The organism is Mesorhizobium sp. B2-1-1, assembly GCF_006442975.2.
GTDB lineage: Bacteria > Pseudomonadota > Alphaproteobacteria > Rhizobiales > Rhizobiaceae > Mesorhizobium.
The window spans coordinates 3,409,454-3,433,483 of sequence record NZ_CP083954.1; the positions used below are offsets into that span (position 1 = coordinate 3,409,454).

The window sequence follows — 24,030 nt, forward strand, 5'->3', positions numbered from 1 at the left end:
AGCCATGCGTCTGGCCTTGAGCTCGAGCGTCGCCTTGCTGCTTGCCGGCTTCACCGCCGGATGCACGAGTGACGACTATGTGCGCAGCGAAGGCGTGACCAGCGGCGCCGGGGAGGCCCAGGCCGCCAACACCGTCATGCAGATGGTCGATCCCTGGAAATACGGCGTCCAGAACACCAGGCTTCTCGTGCCTGCCCAGCGCGGCAGCACGGAACCCGCCACCGCCGAGCAGGCGGCCAGCGCCAAGGCATCGCAAGCCAGCGCCGACAATTGATCCGAGATCACAGGCTGACAAGTAATGGCAAACGGCATCAAGATCAGGAAAATCCTGCTCATATCGACGGACAGAACCTTCGCGCAGGACACCCGGACGGCGTTTGCCGCCTCGGAGATCATCCAGCTCTCGACGGTGGACAAGAATATCACCGAACTTCGCGGCGAGGTCCAGGAGGCCGATCTCGGGGCGATCATCGTCGATATGGACGCAGCGAAGCTTGAGGAGATCGATGCGCTGCAACGCGTCATGCGCCGGCTGGAAGGCAAGGCGCCGGTCGTGGTCGTCACCCAGGAGTTCAACGCCGCCGCCGCGCGCATCCTCGTGCAGCTCAAGGTCGCGGATTTCCTGGTCAAGCCGATCACCACGGCCGATCTCGTGCGTTCGGTGGTGCGTGCGCTGCAAGGGCCGGGGCGCGAGGAAAACACCGAGTCGCAGATCTATACCTTCATGCCCGCGGCAGGCGGCGTCGGCACCACGACGCTGGCTTTGCAGACCGCGTTCCAACTGCATCATTCAGTGACGCGCGGCGCCTCGACCTGCGTGGTGGACCTCAATTTCCAGCAGGGCGCCTGCGCCGAATATCTCGACCTGGAGCCACGTTTCGACATCACCGAAATCGAGAACCAGCCGGAGCGTCTCGACAGGCAATTGCTCGACGTGATGCTGTCGAAGCATGCCAGCGGACTTTGTGTTCTGGCCGCACCGACGCAGCCGGCGGAGATGCGCTCGTTCAAGACCGATGTCGTGGTGCGGATGCTGGACCTCGTCTCGGCCTATTTCGACAATGTCGTCATCGACATGCCGCGCACCTGGTTTCCGTGGACGGAGACGGTGCTGCTCGGCTCCAACAAGCTCTACATCGTCGCCGAAATGACGGTACCGTGCCTGCGCCACACGCAACGCCTGATCCAGGCGGTCTACGAGACCGCCGGCAAGGAAGTGAAGCCGAACGTCATCGTCAACCGTTTCGAGCAGAAGATGTTTGACAGCGGCATCAAGCAGGCGGACGTCCAGGAAATCCTCGGCGAGCATTTCGTCGGCGGCATCGCCAACAATTACCGGCTGGTGCGCGAGGCCGTCGATCGCGGCGTGCCGCTGCACGAGATCGATGCCAATGCCAACGTCGTCAACGACCTCAAGAGGATCATCCTTCCGGAGGAAGTGGCGGCGGCGCCGGGCAAATCGAAATCGCTGTTCGGCTTCGGCAAGAGCCTTTTGAAGAGGAAGGCCGGATGAGCAGCCGCTTTTCCACCTTGCAGAACCGCGATGCGCGTCCCCAGCGCTCCGCCGAGCCGACGGCGGTTGCGCACCACGCGGTCGTCATCCCGACGAGCCGGAAGGTCTTGCCGGCGAAAGCCGAAGCCGTGCCGGGCAAGAGTGCCAACAAGGTGCTCGATGCGCGCGTGCGCATCCACCGGTTGCTGCTCGAGGAGATCAATCTTGTCGCGCTGGAGCGGCTGCCCAGGGACGAGATGCGCCGGCAGGTGCATGATTTCGTGTCGGAAAAGACGCGCGAAGAGCGGATGGCGATCAACACCGTCGAACTCGATGCCCTGGTCGACGACATCGTCGACGAGATGGTCGGGCTCGGCCCGCTCGAGCCGCTGCTCAAGGACCCCGATATCAACGATATCCTGATCAACGGCCATCAGAACTGCTTCGTCGAAAAGAAGGGCAAGCTGCAGCAGGTCCACATCCCGTTCAAGGATGAGGCGCATCTGCTTAGAATCATAAACAAAATCGTTGCCGCGGTCGGCCGCCGCGTCGATGAATCGCAGCCGATGGTCGACGCCCGCATGCTGGACGGCTCGCGTTTCAACGCCGCCATCCGCCCGGTCGCGGTCGACGGGCCGCTGGTGTCGATCCGCAAATTTTCCAAGAACAAGCTCGGCCTGCACCGGCTGGTCGAATTCGGCGCCATCACCCAGAACATGGCCGAAGTGCTTGCTGCGGCAGTACATGCCCGCAAGACGACGATCATTTCGGGCGGCACCGGTACCGGCAAGACGACCATGCTCAACGCGCTGTCGGCCTTCATTCCCGAGGACGAGCGGCTGATCACCATCGAGGACGCGGCGGAGCTTCAGTTGCAGCAGCCGCATGTCGCGCGCATGGAAACCCGGCCGGCCAACATCGAAGGCCATGGCGAGCTCAAGCAGCGCGACCTCGTCAAGAACGCGCTGCGCATGCGGCCTGATCGCGTCATCCTCGGCGAGTGCCGCGGCGAGGAGGCCTTCGACATGCTGCAGGCCATGAACACCGGCCATGAAGGGTCGATGGCCACCATTCACGCCAATACGCCGCGCGATGCCATTTCGCGGCTCGAGCAGATGCTGGGCATGACCGGCATGCCGATGACGGTGCAGTCGATCCGCAGCCAGATCGCCAGCGCCATCGACATCATCGTCCAGTTGACCCGGCTCTCCGACGGCAAGCGCAAGGTGACGAGCGTCGCCGAGGTGACGGGCATGGAAGGCGACGTCATCCAGATGCAGGAGATCTTCCGCTTCGTGCGCACCGGCATGGACGCCGACGGCACGATCCTCGGCCATTTCGAAGCGACCGGGATCCGGCCGCGCTTCCTGGAGGACCTGCGCGCCATGGGCATCGAGTTTCCCGGGCGCTATTTCGAACCCGGCCGGCCGCAGGAGTAACCAGGTGTTGGACGGATTCAGCGCGATCTATGTCGTCTATGCCGGGGCTGCATTGACCGGCATCATGATCGCCGAGGCCGTTTACCTGCTCTACGCCGGCCGCAGCGACAGGCGCACCGCCATCAACCGGCGCATGAAGCTGCAGGAAAACAGGATCAGTCAGGAACAGGTGCTGATCCAATTGCGTAAGGAGCGCGGTCTCGATGCGGGCACGTCGCTGTTCTCGCCTGACCGTTTTCGCGCCCTGCGCGCCCAGTCGGGCATGATCATGCCGCTGTCGAAGTTCCTGATAATCACTTCGGGGATGGCGCTGGCTGCGGCCCTTGCCGCCATCTGGTATGGCTTGCCGCTGCTGATGGGCGCCATTCTGTTTGTCGTCGTGTTGCCGGTGCTGCCGGTGATGGCGATGCGCTCCATGCGCAAGCGCAGGCTGAAGCGGTTCGGCATGCAGTTGCCGGAAGCGCTGGAACTGATTACGCGCGGCCTCAAGGCCGGCCATCCGGTACCGGTGGCCATCGCCATGGTGTCGCGCGAAATGCCCGACCCGATCGGCACCGAGTTCGGCGTGATTGCCGATGAGGTGACCTTTGGTTCGGATCTGGTTTCGGCGCTGAATTCGCTGTTCGACAGGGTCGGCCATGAGGATCTGCCGCTGTTCGTCACCGCCGTGTCGATCCAGACGAGTTCTGGCGGCAATCTGCGCGAAATCCTCGACGGACTGTCGACGACGATCCGCGAACGCGGCAAGCTGCGCCGCAAGGTGCGCGCCATTTCAACCGAAGGCCGTCTGTCGGCCTATATCCTGACGGCCGTGCCGGCGCTGCTGTTCACGACCATCATGGCATTCATGCCTGGATATTACAGCGACGTCTGGGGCGTGCCGAAGACGTGGTACATGGTTGGTGGCTCGGTCACCTGGCTGATGCTGGGCAATCTGATCATGTTCAAAATGTCGAACTTCAAATTCTGACATGCAGAAGGTCGTTGAATTCCTCGCCTCGCTCGCGCCGACCTCGCTGATGCCGGTGGCTGTCCTGCTGCTGGCCGTGGGCGCTGCCGCTTTTGCCTGGCCGATGGTGGTGGCAAAGGGCGATCGCAACGAAGTCAGGCGGAGGCTCAAGGTCGACGACGGTCCGATGGCCGCCAGGCCGGAACCGGTCCAGAAGAAGAATACCGGCGTCGTTCGCGAGAAGGCGGTGAAGAAGGCGCAGGAATTCTACGCCAAGAGCGATCCCGAAAACGTCGCCCGCCTGCGTTTGAAACTCATCCAGGCGGGCTACATGGAGCCGCGCGCCGTCGGCATGTTCTTCCTCATCCGTTTCACGGCGATGGTGGGCATCGCGCTCGCCGTCTTCGTGCTCAACCGCTGGATGGCCAGCCCCGACGCCACGATGACCAGCCGCTGGGCCTTCGTCGTGCTGTCGGGCGTGGCCGGCTATTTCCTGCCAGGGCTGGTGCTGACCCAGAAGATACGGGAAAAGATGCGCGAATACCGCAACGGCTTCCCCGATTTCATGGACCTGATGATCGTCTGTTCGGATGCCGGCATGAGCATGGAAGCGGGCGTCGAGCGCGTCTCGAAGGAACTCGCAAAGACCTACCCGTCGCTCAGCCAGAACCTGCAGCTCGTGTCGCTGGAGCTGCGGGCCGGGCGCAGCCTCGACGATGCACTGAAGGCGCTCGCCGATCGCCTGAGCCTGGACGAGGTGCGCTCCTTCGCCACGCTGCTGCAACAGTCCAAGGAGCTTGGCACCAGCCTGTCGGGGGCGCTGCGCGTCTTTTCCGACGAAATGCGCCACAAGCGCATGTCGCTGGCCGAGGAAAAAGCGCATGCCTTGCCGGCCAAGATGTCGGTGCCGGTCGTGGTTTGCATCCTGCCGGTGGTGCTGATGATCGCGGTCATTCCGATCATCGTCAAAATGACCGGCCACTAGGATTTGCTGATATTCAGTGAAGCCGGCGATCTGCAAAGTCCGCAAATGAATGAGAAGTCCATGGGAATGCTGTTGCGCGCTCTTGTCCTCGGCCTTGCCGCGGCCAGTCTGTCGCCCGCCTGGGCTGCAGCCGATTGCGGCGATGCCGCTGCCCTGGTGCAGCAGGCTTATCCCAAGGCCCGCAAGAGCGCTGACGGTGCCTCGTTCACGCTCGAACCCCACACCAGCATCGCCCTGACGTCCGCATTTGGCGACCCGCCGGGGCTGGTCTGCAAGATCTGGCCCGCCCATGAGGCCCTGCTGTTGGTCGCGGTGCCGCTGATGGACAGTTCGCAACCCAGCGACTACGCGCATGCCGGCGATATCGAGCTTCTGGTCATCGACAGGAAGAGCCGGCAGGTGCGCCAGCGTCTGCTGCAGCCCGGGCTGATGAATGATGATGCCATCGCCATCCGCAAAGTCGAACTCGATACCGGCCGGTATGCGCTGGCGCCCGATGTCTCCGCCTTCGGCCTGCGCATCGAAATGGCGAACAATTCGCTGCCTAACCCTTTCAGTGAAACCGACCTGCGGCTCTATGCCATCGACAACGATGCCCTGCGGATGGTTCTCGATGGCCTGGTCGTGGCCGGCAATGGCGGCGAGGGCGATACCAATTGCGCCGGATTCTTCCATACCAGTCAGGTGAGCCTGGCGATGAGCCCGGCCAAACATCATGGCTATCACGACATCACGGTGGTCGAACGGATGGACACCGACAATCCGTTGCCCGACAGCAATGGCGAGTGCCAGTCCCATCCCGGCAAGCCCGTGAGCCAAACCTACCGGCTGCGCTATGACGGCAGCCGGTATACGGTTCCGGCGGGGCTCAAGGCCCTGGAACCGTGAGAACGCCGCTGGGCCATGGTTGAGGCGTTGCGGCCTGGTGGTTAATAGCTGGTGTACCCAAGGCCTAATTTTGGCGGCGTTTCGGCACCTAAGTTTAATTGCTCTGGAATAGTGTGTTTCCTGAAGAACGACCCGGCAAAAAACCGGGCGATGGGGCAGGGGCATGCGTCACAGCAATTTAACGGCAATGGCCGCGATGGCGGCCGTCTTGATGATGTCTGGTTGTACGACGAGTGGCGTCGACACCACCAAAACCACCGCGATTCAACCGGCCGCGAAGGACGTCGGCACATCCGATCTGGCGGAAGGCAAGGCGCAGTTTCGCGACGCGAATTACGGCCTTGCCGAACAGCGTTTCCGCAAGGCCGTCGAGTTGAAGGCCGACAATGCGGAAGCCTGGATGGGGCTCGCCGCTTCCTATGACGAACTCGGCCGTTTCGACTTCGCCGATCGTGCCTACGACCAGTTGCTCAAGATCGCCGGGCGCAAGCCGCAGATCGTCAACAATATGGGCTATTCGCAATTGCTGCGCGGCAACAGGAAAAAGGCAAGGGCGCTGCTGCTCGAAGCCAAGGCCGGCATGGCCGACCCCACGGTCGTCGATGCCAATCTTGCCCTCCTGAACAAGGGCTGACGGCTGTCTGGTGGCCATGATTGTCGCGAGGACGATTTTGGGACACTCGGCGTCGACGCTTTGTAAACCCTATCCGAAGGTCTCAGCCGAAAGATCAGTTGAAAATCATGTCTGATGGCTGTCGCTGACCTAGAATGCAGCGGTAAGGCCGACGCTCAGGGAACCCCCGCCCAATATGCTGGATTTCAGTTCGCTCCTGCTCGCAGCCGCGCTGTCGGGCATCTGCCTCAGCATCACCATGTTCGCGATCTGGTTCGCCGCGCCCCGGGCCAGCTTCGTGCTGACGGTGGGGTGCGGCATTCTCGTGCTCGTTGTGCATGTCATCCTGTTCTGGCGATACACGAAGGAGCCTGATCCGCTGCTTTGCCAGGTCGCGCTTGCATTGCTCAGCCTCGGTTTCCTGGTCATCTGCCTCTCGGCCATGCAGTATCTCGGCGTGCCGGATTACCGGCGTGCCATTTTGCCGACATTGGCCGCCATGACGATCTGCGCGGCGGTGACTTCCCTCGGTCTCGACGGGGTAGGCTTCATCGTTACCTATGTAACGGTGACTGTGCTGCTCTCGGCGATCGGAACCATGTTCTGGCTCAACGGCAGTCATGATCGCAAAATCCTGCTGGTGGTTTCGTTCCTAGGCGGCACCTGTGCGGTGTCGTTTGCACTTTGCGCGGTCGTCCTGGTGGCCAAGGGGCAATGGACGCTCGGGGCAGCCCCCGATAACTGGGCCGAACGCCTGAATTCGGTCGTGGCCGTGGCCTGCATGACCGGTCTCGGCGCATTGACGCTTTCCCTGCATCACCTGCAGGCGCAGATCGAGCTGAAGGCCGAGACGATGACCGATCCGTTGACCGGGCTGATGAACCGCCGGGGATTGATGTCGCTCCATGGCGAACGGGCCTTCGGTCCGTTCATGGCTGTCGTCATGTTCGACCTCGATCATTTCAAGAAGACGAACGACATCTATGGTCACCCGGTGGGGGATCAGGTTCTGTGCCGCTTCGCCGCAGTCATCAGAAAATATGCCAGAACGGGCGTCGACGCCTTTCGTCTCGGCGGCGAGGAATTCGCGATCGTCATGTCCCGGGTGACCGAAGAGAGGGCTTACGAGCTCGCAAGCAAGATCGGCGTCGCCTTCGGCACCGAGATCGTTGCGACCTCCCACGGTCCCTTGCGCAGCACTGTCAGCGGAGGCATCGGCTTTGGCGGCGCCAACGGCAACAGCCTCGGCGAGGTGCTGGCCGAGGCGGACGCAGCGCTCTATGCCGCCAAGCGCGCGGGCCGCAATTGCGTCGTCAGCCACAAAAGGATGGGCAAGGCCGAGCCGATCAAGCCGGCCTTGCGCTCAGCATAGTTTGCGAGACTATTCGGCCGCGCCCAAATAGTCCGACAGCGGCGGGCATGAACAGACCAGGTTGCGGTCGCCGGCGACATTGTCGATGCGCGATACCGGCGGCCAGTATTTCGCCGCCATGTCGGCGTCTCCGGCGGGGTAGGCCGCTTCCAGGCGCGAATAGGGATGGCTCCACTGGCCGGCCAGCGCCTCCGCGGCGGTGTGCGGCGCATTGACCAGCGGATTGTCAGCCAGGGGCCACTCGCCCCTCGCAACCTTGGCCGCTTCGCCCGCGATGGCGATCATCGCCTCGCAGAAGCGGTCGAGCTCGCGCTTGGGCTCGGATTCGGTCGGTTCCACCATCAGCGTGCCGGCGACCGGGAACGACATGGTCGGCGCATGGAAACCGTAGTCGATCAACCGTTTGGCGATGTCCTCGACACTGATGCCGGCGCTCTCCTTGAGCACGCGGGTGTCGAGGATGCACTCATGGGCAACGCGGTCGCTCCTGCCCTTGTAAAGGAGCGGGAAGTGTGGGGCGAGCCGCGTCGCGACGTAGTTGGCCGAAACGATCGCCGTCTCGGTCGCCTGCTTCAGGCCGGAAGCGCCCATCATGCGGATGTACATCCAGGTGATGGGCAGGATGGAGGCACTCCCGAAAGGTGCGGCGGCCACGGCATGCGCGGAGCCTTCGGTAACATGGCCCGGCAGATAGGGCTTCAGATGCGCCCTGACGCCGATCGGGCCGACACCCGGGCCGCCGCCGCCATGGGGGATGCAGAAGGTCTTGTGCAGGTTCATGTGGCAGACGTCGGCGCCGATGTCGCCCGGGCGGGCGAGGCCGACCAGGGCGTTGAGGTTGGCGCCGTCGAAATAGACCTGGCCGCCATGCTCATGGATGAGGGCGCAGAGATGTCGCGCGCCCTCTTCATAGACGCCATGCGTCGAGGGATAGGTGAACATCAGCGCCGCGAGATTCCTGGAATGCTCGTTGGCCTTGGCCCTCATGTCGTCCATGTCGATATTGCCGTCCTCCAGGCAGCGAACGACGACCACGCTCATGCCGGCCATCGCCGCGCTCGCCGGATTGGTGCCGTGCGCGGAGGACGGGATCAGGCAGACCGTGCGATGGCCCTCGCCGCGCGAGCGGTGATAGGCGCGGATGGCCAGCAATCCGGCATATTCGCCCTGGCTGCCAGCGTTGGGCTGCAGGCTTACCGCATCGAAGCCGGTAATCTCCGAAAGCCAGCCTTCCAGATCGTCGATCATGGCGCGGTAGCCTGCGGAGTGCGCGGCCGGCGCGAAGGGATGCATGTTGGCGATTTCAGGCCAACTCACAGGCATCATCTCGGCCGCGGCATTGAGCTTCATGGTGCAGGACCCCAGCGGGATCATCGCGCGGTCGAGGGCCAGGTCCTTGTCGGCCAGCCGGCGCAGGAAGCGCATCATCTCGGTTTCCGACTTGTTCTCGTGGAAGACGGGTTGGGTAAGAAACTCCTTGCCGCGTGGCTTGCCGGGCATGGCGGCGGCGGCCTCCGCGCTCGGCTTGGCCCCAAACAAGGCGGCAATGGCTTCCAGGTCGGCTTCGTCAGAGGTCTCGTCGAAGGCGATGCCGACACGGTCGGCGTCGATGACGCGCAGAAGCCGGCCGCCCTTTTCGGCGGCGGCGGCGATCTGCGCGGTCTTCCCCTTCGTCTCCACCGTCACCGTGTCGAAGCGGCTCGTGCCGATCACCGGCAAGCCTGCCGCCTTGAGCCCGGCTGCCAGGCGGCTGGCCAGCGCGTGGATGCGCCCGGCGATTGCCTGAAGGCCGGCGGGGCCGTGCCAGATCGCGTAGGCTGTCGCCATGTTGGCAAGCAGCGCCTGCGCGGTGCAGATGTTGGACGTCGCCTTGTCGCGGCGGATGTGCTGCTCGCGCGTCTGTAGGGCAAGCCTGTAGCCTGGACGGCCCTTGCTGTCGGCCGACTGGCCGACCAGGCGGCCGGGCATCAGCCGGGTCAATTTGTCGGCAACGGCGCAGTAGGCGGCATGCGGGCCTCCAAAGCCCATCGGCACGCCAAAGCGCTGCATCGGACCGACGGCAATGTCGGCGCCGAGCCTTGCCGGCGTGTCGGTCAGTGTCAGGCCGAGCGGGTCAGCGATGAAGACGACCAGAGCGCCGGCCGCGCGCGCCTTGTCGATGGCCGCCTTGTGATCACCATAGACGCCGAAAGTGTCCGGCCAGGAGACGAGCAGGGCGGCTGTGTTGTCGTCGATCGTCTCGCCGTCGATCTCGATGCCGAGCGGCTCGGCGCGGGTGCGCGCCACATCCAGCGTCTGCGGGTGCGGCGTGCCGGCGAGAGCCACCTTGGTGCGCTTGTCGCGGTGATGGCGCAATGCGATACCGATCGCTTCGGCGACCGCTGTCGCTTCGTCGAGCAACGAAGCCGACGCCACAGGCAGGCCGGTCAATTCCGCAACCAAGGTCTGGAAATTGAACAGCATTTCCAGGCGGCCCTGGCTGATCTCCGCCTGGTAGGGCGTATAGGCCGTGTACCAGGCCGGGTTCTCGAACAGGTTGCGCTGGACGACCGGCGGCACGTGCACGCCGTGATATCCGGCGCCGATGAAGCTCTTCAGCACCGTGTTCCGGGCCATGGTCGCCGACAATTCGGCCAGCGCTTCGGCTTCGCTGGCCGGCGCGGGCAGGGACAGCGGCTGGTCGAGGCGGATCGATCTCGGCACAGCCTGGCTGATCAGCGTCTCGACCGAGGGCACGCCGATGACGGCCAGCATGGCTCTCACATCGGCAATGCCGGGTCCGATATGGCGGGCCGAGAAGGGGTAGGGTGCTGCGGTCATGTCAATGCGTCCTGATTTCAGCCGATATGGGCTTTGTAGGCGGCCTCATCCATGAGGCTGGCGAGCTGGCTTTCGTCGGCAAGCTTCATTTTCCATAGCCACCCGGCGCCGGTCGCCGCCGAATTGACCAGCGACGGATCGGACGACAGCGTTGCGTTGGCCTCGGTGATCTCGCCGTCGACCGGCGCGTAGACGTCGGAGGCCGCCTTGACGGATTCGACCACGACGGCGGTGTCGCCCTTGGCGAGCTTCTTGCCTGTTTCGGGCAGTTCGACGAAGACGAGGTCGCCCAGCTGCTCCTGCGCGTAGTCGGTGATGCCGACGGTGGCGATGCCACCCTCGACGCTGAGCCACTCGTGATCGGCGGTGAAATAGGTCTTTGCCATATGAAAATTATCCTTTGCGGTAGCGATGCGGGAGGAAAGGCAGGGAAGAAACGTCGACGGGAATCTTCGTTCCGCGCACGTCGGCGAAAATCCGAGTTCCGGGTTTCGCCAAGGGCGTCGGGACATAACCCATGGCGACGGGATGGCCGGCAGACGGGCCGAAACCGCCCGAGGTTACGTGGCCGGCGGGATTGCCGTCGGCGTCAAAGAGCGTGGCGCCGGCGCGCACTGGCTGGCGGGCATCCGGCCTCAGGCCGACGCGCTTCTGAGCGGAGCCGCGCTCGACGGCGGCGCGCAGCGCGTCGGCGCCGATAAACGTGCCGTTGGCGCGGATGTCCTTCGGGATGGCCCACATCAGCGCCGCGCTTGCCGGATCGGTTTGCGCGGTGATGTCCTGGCCGTGCAGGCAGAGGCCGGCTTCCAGCCGCAGGCTGTCACGGGCGGCAAGGCCGATCCACAGCACGCGCTCGTCTTCGAGCAGCTTCGCCACGAGACCGCGCGCGTCTGCCTCAGGCAGGCCGATCTCAAACCCGTCCTCGCCGGTGTAGCCGGACCGGCTCATGAACCAGTTCTTTCGCGGTTCGATGCCATGCATGAACAGCAGCGACCCGGTCTCGATACCGGCGCGGGAAAGCGCCGCCCAGGCCTCGGGACCCTGGATGGCGAGGAAGACCCGGTCGAGCGGTTCGACCTTGACGTCGAAGCCGGTCGCAAGCTCGCGCAAATGCTTCTCGTCGGCGATCGCGTTGCCGGCATTGGCGACGACCATGAAGTTGGTATCGCCCAGCCGGGTGACGATCAGATCGTCCAGGATGCCGGCGGCCTCGTTCAGGAAAAACGTCAGCTTCGACTGGGAGATTTCGAGCGCGCCCGCATCGAGCGGACAGGCACGGTCGAGCAGGAGAACCGCGCCCGGCCCGCTGACCCTGAACAGTTTCATGTGCGAGATGTCGAACAGGCCCGCATGTTCGCGGGTGTGAAGATGCTCCTTCATGACGCCGGCCGGGTAGGTCAGCGGCATCGACCAGCCGGCAAAGGCGCCAAAGCGCGCACCGGCAGCTGCGTGGACGTCTTCGAGAGGAAGGTGTTTGGTGTCGCCCGTCATGTGTTCTCCAGAGTCGCACGCAATCGGTCGCGAATGGCGACCAGTCCGTGCCCCTCTGTCTGAAGCCTGAGAGACTCGCGCCCCGTAACTCTGTCGGCAGCGCTTACACCTTCGGCGCGGGGGCAGGCCCCGACTTTCCAGAGTGTCTTTCCCGTCTACGGTTCTTTTGCCTGAGAGATTTCGGGCGATTTCCCCTTCGGCGACAGCTCTCGCTGCTCTCTCCCGCAAACAGGTAGGGCTCGCAAAAGCCCTCGACTCGTTATCCATAGCCCGTCAACGACAGATTGTCACCTGCCGGCGACGTGTTGCCGACAGTCTTCGCCAACCAGGCTGTTTGCTGGGCAAGACACGGCCGATATCACTGGGATTGCGAGGCTGTGCGGGCCGGCCCAGCTCTTGACGACGAGGCAAGGCCGCTTAGGCAATGCCTGGCTCGGTAGCAGCGTGCCGATTGCGATCAGATCCCGCCATACCAGTCGTAGCCGTTGTCTTCCCAATAACCGCCACGTCCCGCTCCTACGGCGGCGAAGCCGTCGACCAGCTCGATCTTGTAGAGATATTTCGGCATCTTGTAGCCGAGCTGGCGCTCGACCCGGACACGCAGCGGCGCGCCGTTCTCGACCGGCAGCGGCTTGCCGTTGACGCCGTAGGCCAGGATCGTTTGCGGGTGGCGGGCGTCGATGAGGTCGATGCTGCCGTAATATTTGATGTCGCCCGAAAGGCTGCGGTCGATCGTGTCCAGGCAATGGAACATGACGTAGCGCGCCTCGGGTTTGACCACCGCCTGGTCGAGCACCAGCGACAGCGGCGTGCCGGTCCATTTGGCGATACAGCTCCAGCCTTCGACACAATCATGGCGGGTGATCTGCGTTCGGCTCGGCATGTTCACGAGCTGCTCGCGGGTCAGCGACAGCGGCTTTTCGACCAGACCCGAAACCTCCAGTCGCCAGTCGGCGAAGTTGTTGGCGAGCAGGGTCTTGTAGGTATCGTCGTCGGGTGACGTCACCCCGTTGGGGCGCATCGGCTGACGGATATCGGCTTCAGTGAACTCCGGCGCCAGCGAATCGCGGCCCGCGAGCAGACGTTGCGCGTGGTGTGTGAGATCGTTGGCGTTTTCGAGGAAGCTGCGCAGGCCGTCGCCCACGCCGAGCTGGCTGTCGAAGGCATCGCAGCCTGAAAGCGTGATACCGGAAAGGCCAAGGCTGGCCGCGGTCAGGAATTTCCTGCGGTTGATCTCGAATTTTGCCATGTCAGGCGCTCCTTTCGGAGGATTTTGCGTCATGATGCGCCGGCGGGTCGGTCCGATACCATCCGGTGACGATCGAGCGCAGTTCGTTGATCGGGCCGGCGGCGACGATCATCAGAATATGGATGATGAAGAAGCCCACGAGCAGCACCATGACGGTGAAATGGATGGTGCGCGCCGTCTGCCGGCCGCCGAGCAGGTCGTTGAGGAACGGCAGCACCGAATTCATGCTTGGCGACATTGCGAGCCCGGTGAGGATCATCAGCGGCAACAGCACGAACAGCACGCCGCCATAGGCCATTTTCTGCAGCGTGTTGTATTCGCACGTGTGGTGGAACTTCAGCCTGGCGTGATTGGCGATATCCTGCGGCAGGCGCCTGAGATCGTCCAGGCGAGGGGCGAGGTCACGTCTGATGTGGCCGTTGACCAGGCTGGCGACCAGCCACACAAGCAGCGTCGTCGTCAGCACCCAGGCGAAGAAGAAATGCACGACGCGTGCCGTGCCGAGGTCGTAGTATGATGGGATCGTCGCCCAGGACGGGAAGGCGCGGGGCGTCTCTTGTCCTGCCGGCCCAGACCAGCCGAGCACGCCAGTGGTGTCGAAGCGGTGTCCGAGGATTTCGGTATAGCCGCGCGGCCCGGCATTCGTGTTCTCGGCGCCGATAGCGAAGACGGTGTTGTTGTAGTCGAAGCCGGACTGCTTGCCGAGATAGAGCTGCGGACGGGCGTTGAAGATCTGGAGGCCGGAAAGCAGCATGAAGAACAGCGAGATGGCCCACAGCCAGTGCGTCAGCCGCGTCCAGGCCGATTGCCGGTAGATCAATGTCGTGGCCTTCGTAGCGTCACTGTCCGCGCTGGCGGCGGGTGGGTTCATGGCAACCGATTCCATCTGGTCTCGCTTCCTGGCCGTTCCATCCGGCGCGGCCGCTGTCTGCATCATTCTCCTCCTGATACGTCGCCAGCCAAGCCGATGTTTCATCGATCACGAAAATATCAGATCGAAGCTCAAGGGCCGCCCAGGCTGACGGCGAGATTGACGGCGGCGGCGACGATGACCGTGTTGAAGAAGAACGACAGGATCGAATGAACAAGCACGACGCGGCGCATGTGGGTTGTCGAGATGTTGGTGTCGGCGGTCTGCGCCGTCATGCCGATGACCGTCGAGAAGTACAGAAAATCCCAGCCTTCCGGCCGTTTGTCGCCGGGGAACAGCAAGCCGCCGACCGGGATTTTCTTCTTGGTTCCGGCATCGACCAGGTCGCCGTCCATCCAGTACACATGCGCATAGTGCAATGCCGCCATGGCGTGGATGGTGAACCAGCCGAGGGGAATCGATAGCAGCGCGAAGCCGAGCTCCATCGCGTTCGAACTGCCTTTCTGGTTGATCAACTGGAACAGTGCTGTGATGGCAACGCCGACCACGACCAACGTGACGGCGAAGATGACCAGCACAGGCTGGTCGGTATCGCGCGCATTCTTGCTGAGATATGTGCCGGTGAATTTGGGCATCTGCGCGACAACCAGCGTGACATAGGCGGCAAAAAAGGCGTTGGCGCCGATCGAATAAGCGAGCGGCGCGTGAAGCAGCAACGCCAGCAGAAGCGCAAAGACGCCGACGCAAGCCGACACCGCGAACAGCATGTGCCGGTGCATGGGCGTCCTGGAGGGGATTTCGGCGGCCATGATGGTTCCGAATGGCGCTGGGCTTCTACTGCGGTGTGGCGGATTTTAGAGCGCGCCGCAAGATGCGGTCGAGTTCGCCGAGAAACCGTGAGCGGTCTTGCGGTGCGAAGCTCGCATTGTAGCCCTTGCTTTCGCCGGTCTCGCGCAGATGCTGCTTCAAGTCGCGCATTGCCACCGCCATGCCGATCGTTTCCGGCGTGAAGGGACGTCCGGTCGGCCCCAATACATGGGCCCCGAGCGCCACCGTGCGTGCGGCCAGTGGAATGTCCGCAGTCACCACGATGTCGTTGGGTTTTGCGTTTTCCACGATCCAGTCGTCGGCGGCGTCGGCACCCTTGGACACGACGACATTGCGGATCATTGGGTCGCGGGAGGGGCGCAGGCCGCCATTGGAAACATAGGTGACGACGACGCCGTGGCGCTCGGCAACTTTTTCGACTTCGGCTTTGACCGGGCAAGCGTCTGCGTCGACGAGGATGGCGGGTGCGGGCATTGTCTCTCCAAATGAGCATGGGGCCGGCAACCCGTCCGGCCCCATGCCTCAAATCTCATGGTCGTCAGGCCGGAAGCGCTCCCGACCTCTTGGCGGTCCAGGTGGCGATATAGTCCATCAGGCCGGGGTTGAGGCAGTCATAAGGTTCGAGGCCGATCGATTTCAGTTGGCCGCGAATGCTGTCCATGCGGCTCGGGTCGACACCGGATTCGATGATCGAGGAGACAAAGGCGGTAAAGCCCGGCGGCGACCAGCCATCCTCCTCGAAGCGCTCGGGATGGATGAAGGACAGGCCCTTGAACGGATGGTCGCGCTCGACGGGTCCATGCATGTGGACGCCGCAGCCGGTGCAGGCATGGCGCTGGATCAACGCGCTCGGGTCCACCACCTTCAGCTTGTCGCCGTTGTCGGTGACGGTGACGTCGCCGGTGCCGGCTACGGCCACCACCGAGAACACCGCCCCTTCGGGCTTCCAGCATTTGGTGCAGCCGCAGGCGTGGTCGTGGGCGATCTGGCCCTTGACCTTCACCTTGACCGGATTGCTGGTACAGGCGCAGACCAGCGTGCCGCCGATAAAGCTCGCACTCTCCCTGGGCAGACCATTGTCGATTTTCGGATGCAGTTTTTCCGCCATGCTTTTCTCCTCCCATTTTTGACCACAGAGGTCGCGGGCCCGTTGCCCGCGGCGTGTGGCCGCCCTCAGTAAACCACGACACTCCTGATCGACTTGCCCTCATGCATGAGGTCGAACCCCTTGTTGATGTCCTCGAGCTTGAGCGTGTGGGTGATCATCGGGTCGATCTCGATCTTGCCGTCCATGTACCAGTCGACGATCCTGGGCACGTCGGTGCGGCCGCGCGCGCCGCCGAAGGCGGTGCCCATCCAGGTCCGCCCGGTGACCAGCTGGAAGGGCCGCGTCGAGATCTCCTGGCCGGCGCCCGCCACGCCGATGACCACCGACTTGCCCCAGCCGCGATGCGAAGCCTCCAGCGCCTGGCGCATCACCTTGGTGTTGCCGGTGCAGTCGAACGTGTAGTCGGCGCCGCCGATCTGGTCGGCGCCGCGCTTGGTCATGTTGACGAGATGGGGAACGATGTCGCCGTCGATCTCCTTCGGATTGACGAAATGCGTCATGCCGAAGCGCTCGCCCCAGGCTCGTCTGTCGTTGTTGAGATCGACGCCGATGATCATGTCGGCGCCGGCAAGTTTCAGGCCCTGGATGACGTTCAGCCCGATGCCGCCGAGGCCGAAGACCACCGCGGTCGCGCCTTGCTCGACCTTGGCGGTGTTGATGACCGCGCCTACGCCGGTGGTCACCCCGCAGCCGATGTAGCAGATCTTGTCGAAGGGCGCGTCGGGATTGACCTTGGCCACGGCGATCTCCGGCAGCACCGTAAAGTTGGAGAAGGTCGAGCAGCCCATATAGTGAAACAATTTTTCGCCCCCGATCGAGAAGCGCGAGGTGCCGTCCGGCATCAGGCCCTGGCCCTGCGTGGCGCGGATGGCGGTGCACAGATTGGTCTTCCGCGACAAACACGACGGGCACTGCCGGCATTCGGGCGTATAGAGCGGGATCACATGGTCGCCCTTTTTGACCGAAGTGACGCCCTTGCCGACATCGACCACCACGCCGGCGCCCTCATGGCCGAGAATGGCGGGAAACAGGCCCTCGGGATCGGCGCCCGACAGCGTGAACTCGTCGGTGTGGCAGATGCCGGTCGCCTTGATCTCGACCAGCACCTCGCCCTCGCGCGGGCCGTCGAGGTCGACCTCCATGATCTCAAGCGGCTTTCCGGCAGCAACGGCAACAGCGGCGCGGGTTTTCATCTGGCAATCCTCCAACGCAATTTTGCGCTCAGGCTTTCAGGTTTTGGCCTGCTCATCAACCGCCAGATGAGACGAAATATCGGCTTTCTTGACGCAGGTAGCATACCCTTGACCGCAGGCGTTCGCGCCCACGCACACGGTACTTGAGACATGGCGACATAATCCATAGAACTGGACCGTCCGCCGGAGGGGAATTTGCCCGCATGTTCACCAAAATCCTGATCGCCAACCGTGGCGAGATCGCCTGTCGCGTCATCAAGACCGCGCGCAAGATGGGCATCGCCACGGTCGCTGTCTATTCCGACGCCGATCGCGATGCCGTGCATGTCGAGATGGCCGACGAGGCGGTGCATATCGGACCGTCGCCAGCCGCGCAGAGCTATCTCGTGCCCGAGAAAATCATCGCGGCGTGCAAGGCGACCGGCGCTCAGGCCGTGCATCCCGGCTATGGCTTCCTGTCCGAGCGTGCATCATTCTGCGAGGCGCTGGAGAAGGACGGCATCGTCTTCATCGGGCCGAAGCCGAAGGCCATCAAGGCGATGGGCGACAAAATCGAATCGAAGAAATTCGCCAACGCCGCCAATGTTTCGACGGTTCCCGGCTGGCTCGGCGTCATCGAGAACGCCGACCACGCGGAGAAGATCGCCGGAGAGATCGGCTATCCCGTGATGATCAAGGCCTCGGCCGGTGGCGGCGGCAAGGGCATGCGCATCGCCTGGAACCAGGCCGAGGTGCGCGACGGCTTCGACCGCGCGCGCTCGGAGGCCAAGAGCTCGTTCGGCGACGACCGCGTCTTCATCGAGAAGTTCATCGTCGATCCACGCCACATCGAGATCCAGGTGCTGGCCGACGCGCATGGCAACGCGCTCTATCTCGGCGAGCGCGAATGCTCGATCCAGCGCCGCAACCAGAAGGTGGCCGAGGAGGCGCCATCGCCTTTCCTCGATGCCAGGACGCGCAAGGCCATGGGCGAGCAGTCGGTGGCGCTGGCCAGGGCCGTCGACTACCAGAGCGCCGGCACGGTGGAATTCATCGTCGACGCTGAGAAAAACTTCTATTTCCTTGAAATGAATACACGATTGCAGGTCGAGCATCCGGTGACCGAGCTTGTCACCGGTATCGATCTGGTCGAGCAGATGATCCGTGTGGCCGCCGGCGAGAAGCTCGCCTTGAAGCAAAGCGACGTGAAACTGAATGGCTGGGCGGTGGAGAGCCGGCTCTATGCCGAGGATCCGTATCGCAACTTCCTGCCGTCGATCGGCCGCCTGACGCGCTATCGACCGCCGCAGGAAGGGCAAGTCGGCGACGTCGTCATCCGCAACGACACCGGCGTCACCGAGGGATCGGAGATTTCGATGTTCTACGACCCGATGATTGCCAAGCTGTGCACCTGGGCGCCGACCCGGCTGGAGGCAATCGACGCGATGTCCGAAGCGTTGGACAGTTTTGTCGTCGACGGCATCGAGCACAACATCCCTTTTCTGGCGGCGCTCATGCAGCATCCGCGCTGGCGGGAAGGGCGGATTTCGACCGGATTCATCGCAGAGGAATATCCCGACGGCTTTGCGCCGATCCTGCCCGACCATGACGACAGGGCCGTGTTGGCGGCGGTCGCCACCGTGGTCGAATTGCTGCGCCGCGACCGGCTCGACCGGCTGGGCGGGCGCTTGGCGCCGCATTCGGGGGCACTCAAGCGTCACTGGGTGGTGAAGATTGGCAAGGACTATCTGTCCGCGTCCATCCTGGAGGGCATGATCTCCATTCCGATGGAAGTCGACTTGTCCATCGAGGGCGGCAAGCCGCTGACGGTTTCGTCGGCCTGGCGGCCGGGCGAACTGGTCTGGCGCGGCAGCGTCGGCGGGCACGAAATGGTGGCGCAACTGCGCCCGGCGCCAAACGGCCTTCGCATCGCCTGGAAAGGGCTTTCGGTGACGGCGCGCGCCATGCTGCCGCGCATTGCCGTGCTGGAAAGGCTGATGCCGGAAAAGCTGGAGCCCGACACGTCCAACCTGCTGCTATGTCCCATGCCCGGCCTCGTCGTCTCGATCGCTGTCGCCGAAGGCCAGGAGGTCAAGGCCGGCGAGACTCTGGCCGTCGTCGAGGCGATGAAGATGGAGAACGTGCTGCGCGCCGAGCGCGATCTCGTGGTGGCGAAACTCAACGTCAAGCCGGGCGACAGCCTGGCCGTCGACGCGGTGATCATGGAATTCGCCTGAAGCGAGGGCGGGCGGAAGCCTGTGGCCGATGTTCGTTTGTGCTGGACTGGCATCGCCCGGTGCCGGACAATACATCTTGATCGACTCAAGTCCTTCGGGAAACGCGAAAAACCATGGCGGATGACAGACTTCCACGCGACCCCTTGCTGCGCGAAGCGGCAGTGAAGGCGGCGGCGCCAGAAGCGCCGGCGCGTCCTTTCGTGCATCTTCGCGTCCACTCGGCCTATTCGCTGCTGGAAGGCGCGCTCCAACTCGGCAAGATCGTCGGCCATGCGGTCAAGGACGAGTGTCCGGCAATCGCGGTCACCGACACCAACAATCTGTTCGGCGCGCTCGAATTCGCGCAGAAGGCGGTGAAGGACGGCATCCAGCCGATCATCGGCTGCCAGATCGCGCTCGCCTTTTCCGGCGAGAACGTCGACGGCCAGCGCGACCGCCGGCGGCAGGGGCCCGAGATGCGGCCAGTCGTGCTTATCGCGGCGACCGAGGCCGGCTATTCCAATCTGGTCAGGCTGGTAAGCCGCGTCTATCTGGAGACGCCGCCCGGCGAGGCGGTGCATCTGACCAGCGAGATGCTGGAGGGCCAGGCCGACGGGCTGATCTGCCTCAGCGGCGGTCCCCGCGGCCCTATCGGCGCGGCTCTGAAGGAGGATCGACGCGATCTCGCGGAGACCCGGCTGTCGACCCTGAAAGCCCTGTTCGGCGATCGGCTCTATGTCGAACTGGAACGAGTTTCCGGTTACGACCGGCTGATAGAACATTCCACGATCGATCTCGCCTATGCCCACGAATTACCGCTCGTCGCCACCAACGAGGCGTTCTTCTCCTCGCGCGACGATTATGACGCGCATGATGCGCTGATCGCCATAGCTGAGGGCTCGGTCGTCGCCGTGGACAATCGCCGCCGGCTTTCACCGGATAACTTCCTGCGTAGCCAGGCTGAGATGGCAGCGTTGTTCGCCGATCTGCCGGAAGCGATCGACAACACAGTCGAGATCGCGTTGCGCTGCTCCTACTATCCGAAAACCCGCAGCCCGATCCTGCCGCGCTTTACCGGCGGCGACGCGTCGGACAAGGACGCAGCCGAGAAGGCCGAGGCCGCCGAACTTGCCCGCCAGGCGCGTGAAGGGCTGGAGGCCCGGCTTGCCGCGCACGGACCGACGCCGGGCTATACGGTCGAGCAATACCGCGAGAGGCTCGAGTTCGAGCTCGGCATCATCGAGAAGATGAAATTCCCAGGCTACTTCCTGATCGTTGCCGACTTCATCAAATGGGCCAAGTCGCAAGGCATTCCAGTCGGGCCGGGGCGCGGCTCGGGTGCGGGCTCGCTGGTCGCCTATTCCACCACCATAACCGACATCGATCCGCTGCGTTTCTCGCTGCTGTTCGAGCGCTTCCTCAATCCGGACCGCGTGTCGATGCCCGATTTCGACATCGACTTCTGCCAGGACCGCCGCGAAGAGGTGATCCGCTATGTCCAGCAGAAATATGGACGCGACCAGGTCGGCCAGATCATCACCTTTGGAACGCTGCAAGCCCGCGCCGTGCTGCGCGACGTCGGTCGCGTGCTGCAAATGCCTTACGGCCAGGTCGACAAGCTGTCCAAGATGGTGCCGCAGAACCCGGCCAATCCGGTAAAACTGGCGGACGCCATCGCCAACGAGCCGCGTTTTGCCGAGGAGGCCGAAAAGGAGCCGATCGTCCAGACGCTGCTCGACATGGCACAGAAGCTGGAAGGGCTTTATCGCCATGCGTCGACGCACGCCGCCGGCATCGTCATCGGCGACCGGCCGCTGTCGGAGCTGGTGCCGATGTACCGCGATCCTCGTTCGGACATGCCGGTCACCCAGTTCAACATGAAATATGTCGAGCAGGCCGGGCTGGTGAAGTTCGACTTTCTCGGCCTGAAGACGCTGACGGTGCTGGAGACGGCGGTGAAGCTGATACGCCGCCGCGGCGTCGACATCGACCTTGCGACGATCCCGCTCGACGATCCCGAAACCTATGCCATGCTGTCGCGCGGCGAAGTGGTCGGCGTGTTCCAGGTGGAAAGTGCCGGCATGCGCAAGGCGCTGATCGGCATGCGGCCCGACTGCATCGAGGACATCATCGCGCTGGTGGCGCTGTACCGGCCGGGGCCGATGGAGAACATCCCGACCTACAACGCCAGGAAGCACGGCGAGGAGGAGATGGCGTCGATCCATCCCAAGATCGACCATCTGGTGAAGGAGACGCAAGGCGTCATCGTCTACCAGGAACAGGTGATGCAGATCGCGCAGGAATTGTCCGGCTATTCGCTGGGCGAAGCCGACCTTTTGCGCCGCGCCATGGGCAAGAAGATCCGCGCCGAGATGGACAAGCAGCGGGAGCGCTTCGTCTCGGGCGCGGTCGAGCGCGGCGTGGCCAAGCCGCAGGCCGACTTCATCTTCGACCTGCTTGCCAAGTTCGCCGACTACGGCTTCAACAAGTCGCACGCGGCCGCATACGCCGTCGTCTCGTACCAGACCGCCTATCTCAAGGCGCATTATCCGGTCGAGTTCCTGGCGGCGTCGATGACGCTCGACATGGGAAACACCGACAAGCTCGCGGATTTCCGCCAGGATGCGCTGCGCCTCGGCATCGAGGTGGTGGCACCGTCCGTGATGACAAGCTTTCGTCCCTTCGAGGTCGGGGAGAACCGCATCTACTATTCGATGGCCGCGCTCAAGGGAGTCGGCGACGCGGCGGTGGAGCATATCGTCGCCATGCGCGGCGAGAAGCCGTTCAAGAGCCTGGCCGATTTCTGCGAAAGGGTCGATCCGAAAATCGTCGGCAAGCGCGTCTTCGAAAGCCTGATCATGGCCGGAGCGCTAGACTGTTTCGGCCATGACCGCGCCGCGATGATGGCTGGCGTCGAGCGGATGATGGGGCTGGCATCGCTGGCGCAGCAGAACGCCGTCTCCGGTCAAGCCGATATCTTCGGCGCATCCCTCGGGGCGCAGTCGCAGGCGCTCAACCTGCCGGTGACGGAACCGTGGCTCGCCGCCGACCGCCTGCACCGCGAATTCCAGGTGGTCGGTTTCTATCTCTCCGCCCATCCGCTGGACGAGTACAAGGCGGCGCTGCAGAAGATGCGGGTGCAGAACTGGGCGGAGTTTTCGGCCGCGGTCAAGCGCGGTGCCACCGCAGGGCGCCTCGCCGGCACCGTGACCACCAAGCAGGAGCGCAAGACGCGGACCGGCAACAAGATGGGCGTGGTGCAGTTCTCGGACACGTCCGGCCAGTATGAGGCGGTGCTGTTTTCCGAAGGACTGGCGCAGTATCGCGACATGCTGGAGCCGGGCCGCTCCGTCGTTATCACCGTGGCGGCGGAGGACAGGCCGGAGGGCGTCAACCTGCGCATCCAGACCGTGCAGTCGCTTGAGGACGAGGCCAGCCGCATCCAGAAGGCGCTGCGCATCTTCGTCAGAAACGATGCGCCTGCCTCGATCATTCAGTCGCAGCTTACCCAGCGCGGTGAAAGTCAGGTGAGCATCATCGTTATCAAGGAAGAAGCGCAGGGCGAGGTGGAGATTGCCCTGCAGGGGGGCTACCGCGTCTCGCCGCAAATCGCCTCGGCGATGCGCGCCGTGCCAGGCGTGGTCGAAGTGGAGCTGGTGTGATCGCCACTTACGGGGACTGGTGGCAATCCGCCGGGCGGCATCCGCCGCTCAAGTCACCGCAATTGCCATGAAGACGAAAGACAGCGACGGATTGCAGGACCGTTCCACAATGGCGTGGCTGCGCGACACGCTGCGCAAGCTCTACCACGGCCGCACGCCGGCGGCTTTTCGGTTTCAGCTGGTTGCGGTCATCATCGACCTGGCCATCATTGCCTTCTTCATCGCCACGCCCGTCATCCAGCAGTCGGCCTCATTCCTGTGGCTCGACTATGCGGTGGCGGCTCTGGTCGCCGCCGACCTGGTTGCCAGGCTGCTTGCCTCGAACGACATGCTGCGGCTGATGAAGCAGCCGACCTCCTGGGTGGACATTTTCATCCTTTTGACGCTGCTGATGCCGACGGCGCTCGCCAATCTCGGCTTTCTGCGCATTCTGCGGCTGTGGTCGCTGTCGCGCAGCGGTTCGCTCTGGCGGCATTTCGAGATGCAGGGCCTGCGGCCCTGGCGCGAAGCGAGCCACGCGGTGATCAATCTCTTGACGTTCCTCTTCGTGATCACCGGTTTCGTCTACACTTTCTTCTTCCGCAGCGGAGCGGGGCTGGAAAGCTACATCGACGCGCTTTACTTCACCGTCGCGACGGTGACCACGACCGGGTTCGGCGACATCGTGCTGCCGGGAATGGCGGGGAAACTGACGGCGATCGTGACCATGATCATCGGCATATCGCTGTTCGTCAGGCTGGCGCAGGCGATCTTCCGACCGGCCAAGGTGTTCTTTCCCTGTCCGCAATGCGGCCTGCAACGGCACGAGCCGGACGCCGTTCACTGCAAGGCCTGCGGCCACCTCCTCAACATACCCGACAGCGGTGATTGAGGGG

General features: G+C 63.6%; 20 protein-coding genes and 1 riboswitch. Of the genes, 11 read left to right on the forward strand and 9 right to left on the reverse strand.

Going from position 1 to position 24,030, the window contains the following annotated elements; all coding sequences use genetic code 11:
* Positions 1-4: 4 nt before the first annotated feature.
* From FJ972_RS16675 to FJ972_RS16710, 8 genes are all read left to right on the forward strand, one after another.
* Entirely contained in the window at positions 5-274 is a 270-nt protein-coding gene (locus tag FJ972_RS16675) for a hypothetical protein (protein ID WP_140520992.1), read from the forward strand.
* A 24-nt stretch (positions 275-298) separates the two neighbouring features.
* Positions 299-1,513 carry an AAA family ATPase gene (locus FJ972_RS16680; protein WP_140517031.1) on the forward strand — a complete coding sequence of 405 codons (1,215 nt, stop codon included), beginning with the start codon at positions 299-301 and terminating at the stop codon, positions 1,511-1,513.
* Entirely contained in the window at positions 1,510-2,931 is a 1,422-nt protein-coding gene (locus FJ972_RS16685) for a CpaF family protein (RefSeq protein WP_140517029.1), read from the forward strand. Before FJ972_RS16680 ends, FJ972_RS16685 begins: the two co-directional genes overlap by 4 nt.
* 4 nt (positions 2,932-2,935) lie before the next feature.
* Entirely contained in the window at positions 2,936-3,901 is a 966-nt protein-coding gene (locus tag FJ972_RS16690; RefSeq protein WP_140517027.1) for a type II secretion system F family protein, read from the forward strand.
* A gap of 1 nt (position 3,902) precedes the next feature.
* Positions 3,903-4,865, forward strand: a complete 963-nt coding sequence (locus FJ972_RS16695) for a type II secretion system F family protein (RefSeq protein ID WP_140520991.1) — start codon at positions 3,903-3,905, stop codon at positions 4,863-4,865.
* A gap of 60 nt (positions 4,866-4,925) precedes the next feature.
* The gene (locus tag FJ972_RS16700) at positions 4,926-5,753 is read left to right on the forward strand and encodes a hypothetical protein (protein WP_226880314.1); all 828 of its coding nucleotides are present in this window, start codon (positions 4,926-4,928) and stop codon (positions 5,751-5,753) included.
* A gap of 163 nt (positions 5,754-5,916) precedes the next feature.
* Positions 5,917-6,387 (forward strand): hypothetical protein, encoded by a 471-nt coding sequence (locus FJ972_RS16705; RefSeq protein WP_140495850.1) that lies wholly within the window; start codon positions 5,917-5,919, stop codon positions 6,385-6,387.
* Between the two features lie 175 nt (positions 6,388-6,562).
* Positions 6,563-7,738, forward strand: coding sequence for a GGDEF domain-containing protein (locus FJ972_RS16710; RefSeq protein ID WP_140495851.1), 1,176 nt, complete (start codon positions 6,563-6,565; stop codon positions 7,736-7,738).
* 9 nt (positions 7,739-7,747) lie between these two features.
* On the opposite strand, the gene gcvP is transcribed toward FJ972_RS16710, so the two are convergent.
* The 9 genes from gcvP to FJ972_RS16755 form a co-directional block, all read right to left on the reverse strand.
* Positions 7,748-10,558: an aminomethyl-transferring glycine dehydrogenase gene (gene gcvP, locus FJ972_RS16715; protein ID WP_140520990.1), complete on the reverse strand. Its 2,811-nt coding sequence runs from the start codon at positions 10,556-10,558 to the stop codon at positions 7,748-7,750.
* Positions 10,559-10,575: 17 nt separating this feature from the next.
* A complete protein-coding gene (gene gcvH / locus FJ972_RS16720) occupies positions 10,576-10,944 on the reverse strand; it encodes a glycine cleavage system protein GcvH (protein ID WP_140495853.1) in 369 nt (122 codons plus the stop codon).
* 7 nt (positions 10,945-10,951) lie between these two features.
* Positions 10,952-12,049, reverse strand: a complete 1,098-nt coding sequence (gene gcvT, locus FJ972_RS16725; RefSeq protein WP_140520989.1) for a glycine cleavage system aminomethyltransferase GcvT — start codon at positions 12,047-12,049, stop codon at positions 10,952-10,954.
* A gap of 148 nt (positions 12,050-12,197) precedes the next feature.
* Positions 12,198-12,284, reverse strand: a riboswitch (glycine riboswitch).
* A gap of 222 nt (positions 12,285-12,506) precedes the next feature.
* Positions 12,507-13,298 (reverse strand): molybdopterin-binding protein, encoded by a 792-nt coding sequence (locus FJ972_RS16730; RefSeq protein ID WP_140520988.1) that lies wholly within the window; start codon positions 13,296-13,298, stop codon positions 12,507-12,509.
* A 1-nt stretch (position 13,299) separates the two neighbouring features.
* Positions 13,300-14,184, reverse strand: a complete 885-nt coding sequence (locus FJ972_RS16735) for a cytochrome b/b6 domain-containing protein (RefSeq protein ID WP_140521252.1) — start codon at positions 14,182-14,184, stop codon at positions 13,300-13,302.
* Between the two features lie 116 nt (positions 14,185-14,300).
* Positions 14,301-14,978, reverse strand: coding sequence for a DUF1345 domain-containing protein (locus FJ972_RS16740; RefSeq protein WP_140520987.1), 678 nt, complete (start codon positions 14,976-14,978; stop codon positions 14,301-14,303).
* A 25-nt stretch (positions 14,979-15,003) separates the two neighbouring features.
* Entirely contained in the window at positions 15,004-15,471 is a 468-nt protein-coding gene (locus FJ972_RS16745) for a YaiI/YqxD family protein (RefSeq protein ID WP_140495857.1), read from the reverse strand.
* A gap of 64 nt (positions 15,472-15,535) precedes the next feature.
* Positions 15,536-16,105, reverse strand: coding sequence for an S-(hydroxymethyl)glutathione synthase (gfa, locus tag FJ972_RS16750; protein WP_140520986.1), 570 nt, complete (start codon positions 16,103-16,105; stop codon positions 15,536-15,538).
* 65 nt (positions 16,106-16,170) lie between these two features.
* A complete protein-coding gene (locus FJ972_RS16755; RefSeq protein ID WP_140497529.1) occupies positions 16,171-17,298 on the reverse strand; it encodes an S-(hydroxymethyl)glutathione dehydrogenase/class III alcohol dehydrogenase in 1,128 nt (375 codons plus the stop codon).
* 203 nt (positions 17,299-17,501) lie between these two features.
* Here FJ972_RS16755 and FJ972_RS16760 point away from each other — a divergent pair, with 203 nt between their 5' ends.
* The 3 genes from FJ972_RS16760 (at position 17,502) to FJ972_RS16770 (ending at position 24,026) form a co-directional block, all read left to right on the forward strand.
* Positions 17,502-19,514: an acetyl/propionyl/methylcrotonyl-CoA carboxylase subunit alpha gene (locus tag FJ972_RS16760; protein WP_140520985.1), complete on the forward strand. Its 2,013-nt coding sequence runs from the start codon at positions 17,502-17,504 to the stop codon at positions 19,512-19,514.
* Between the two features lie 113 nt (positions 19,515-19,627).
* Positions 19,628-23,155: a DNA polymerase III subunit alpha gene (dnaE, locus tag FJ972_RS16765; protein ID WP_140520984.1), complete on the forward strand. Its 3,528-nt coding sequence runs from the start codon at positions 19,628-19,630 to the stop codon at positions 23,153-23,155.
* 67 nt (positions 23,156-23,222) lie between these two features.
* Positions 23,223-24,026, forward strand: coding sequence for a potassium channel family protein (locus FJ972_RS16770; RefSeq protein ID WP_140501525.1), 804 nt, complete (start codon positions 23,223-23,225; stop codon positions 24,024-24,026).
* The last annotated feature ends 4 nt before the right edge of the window (positions 24,027-24,030 follow it).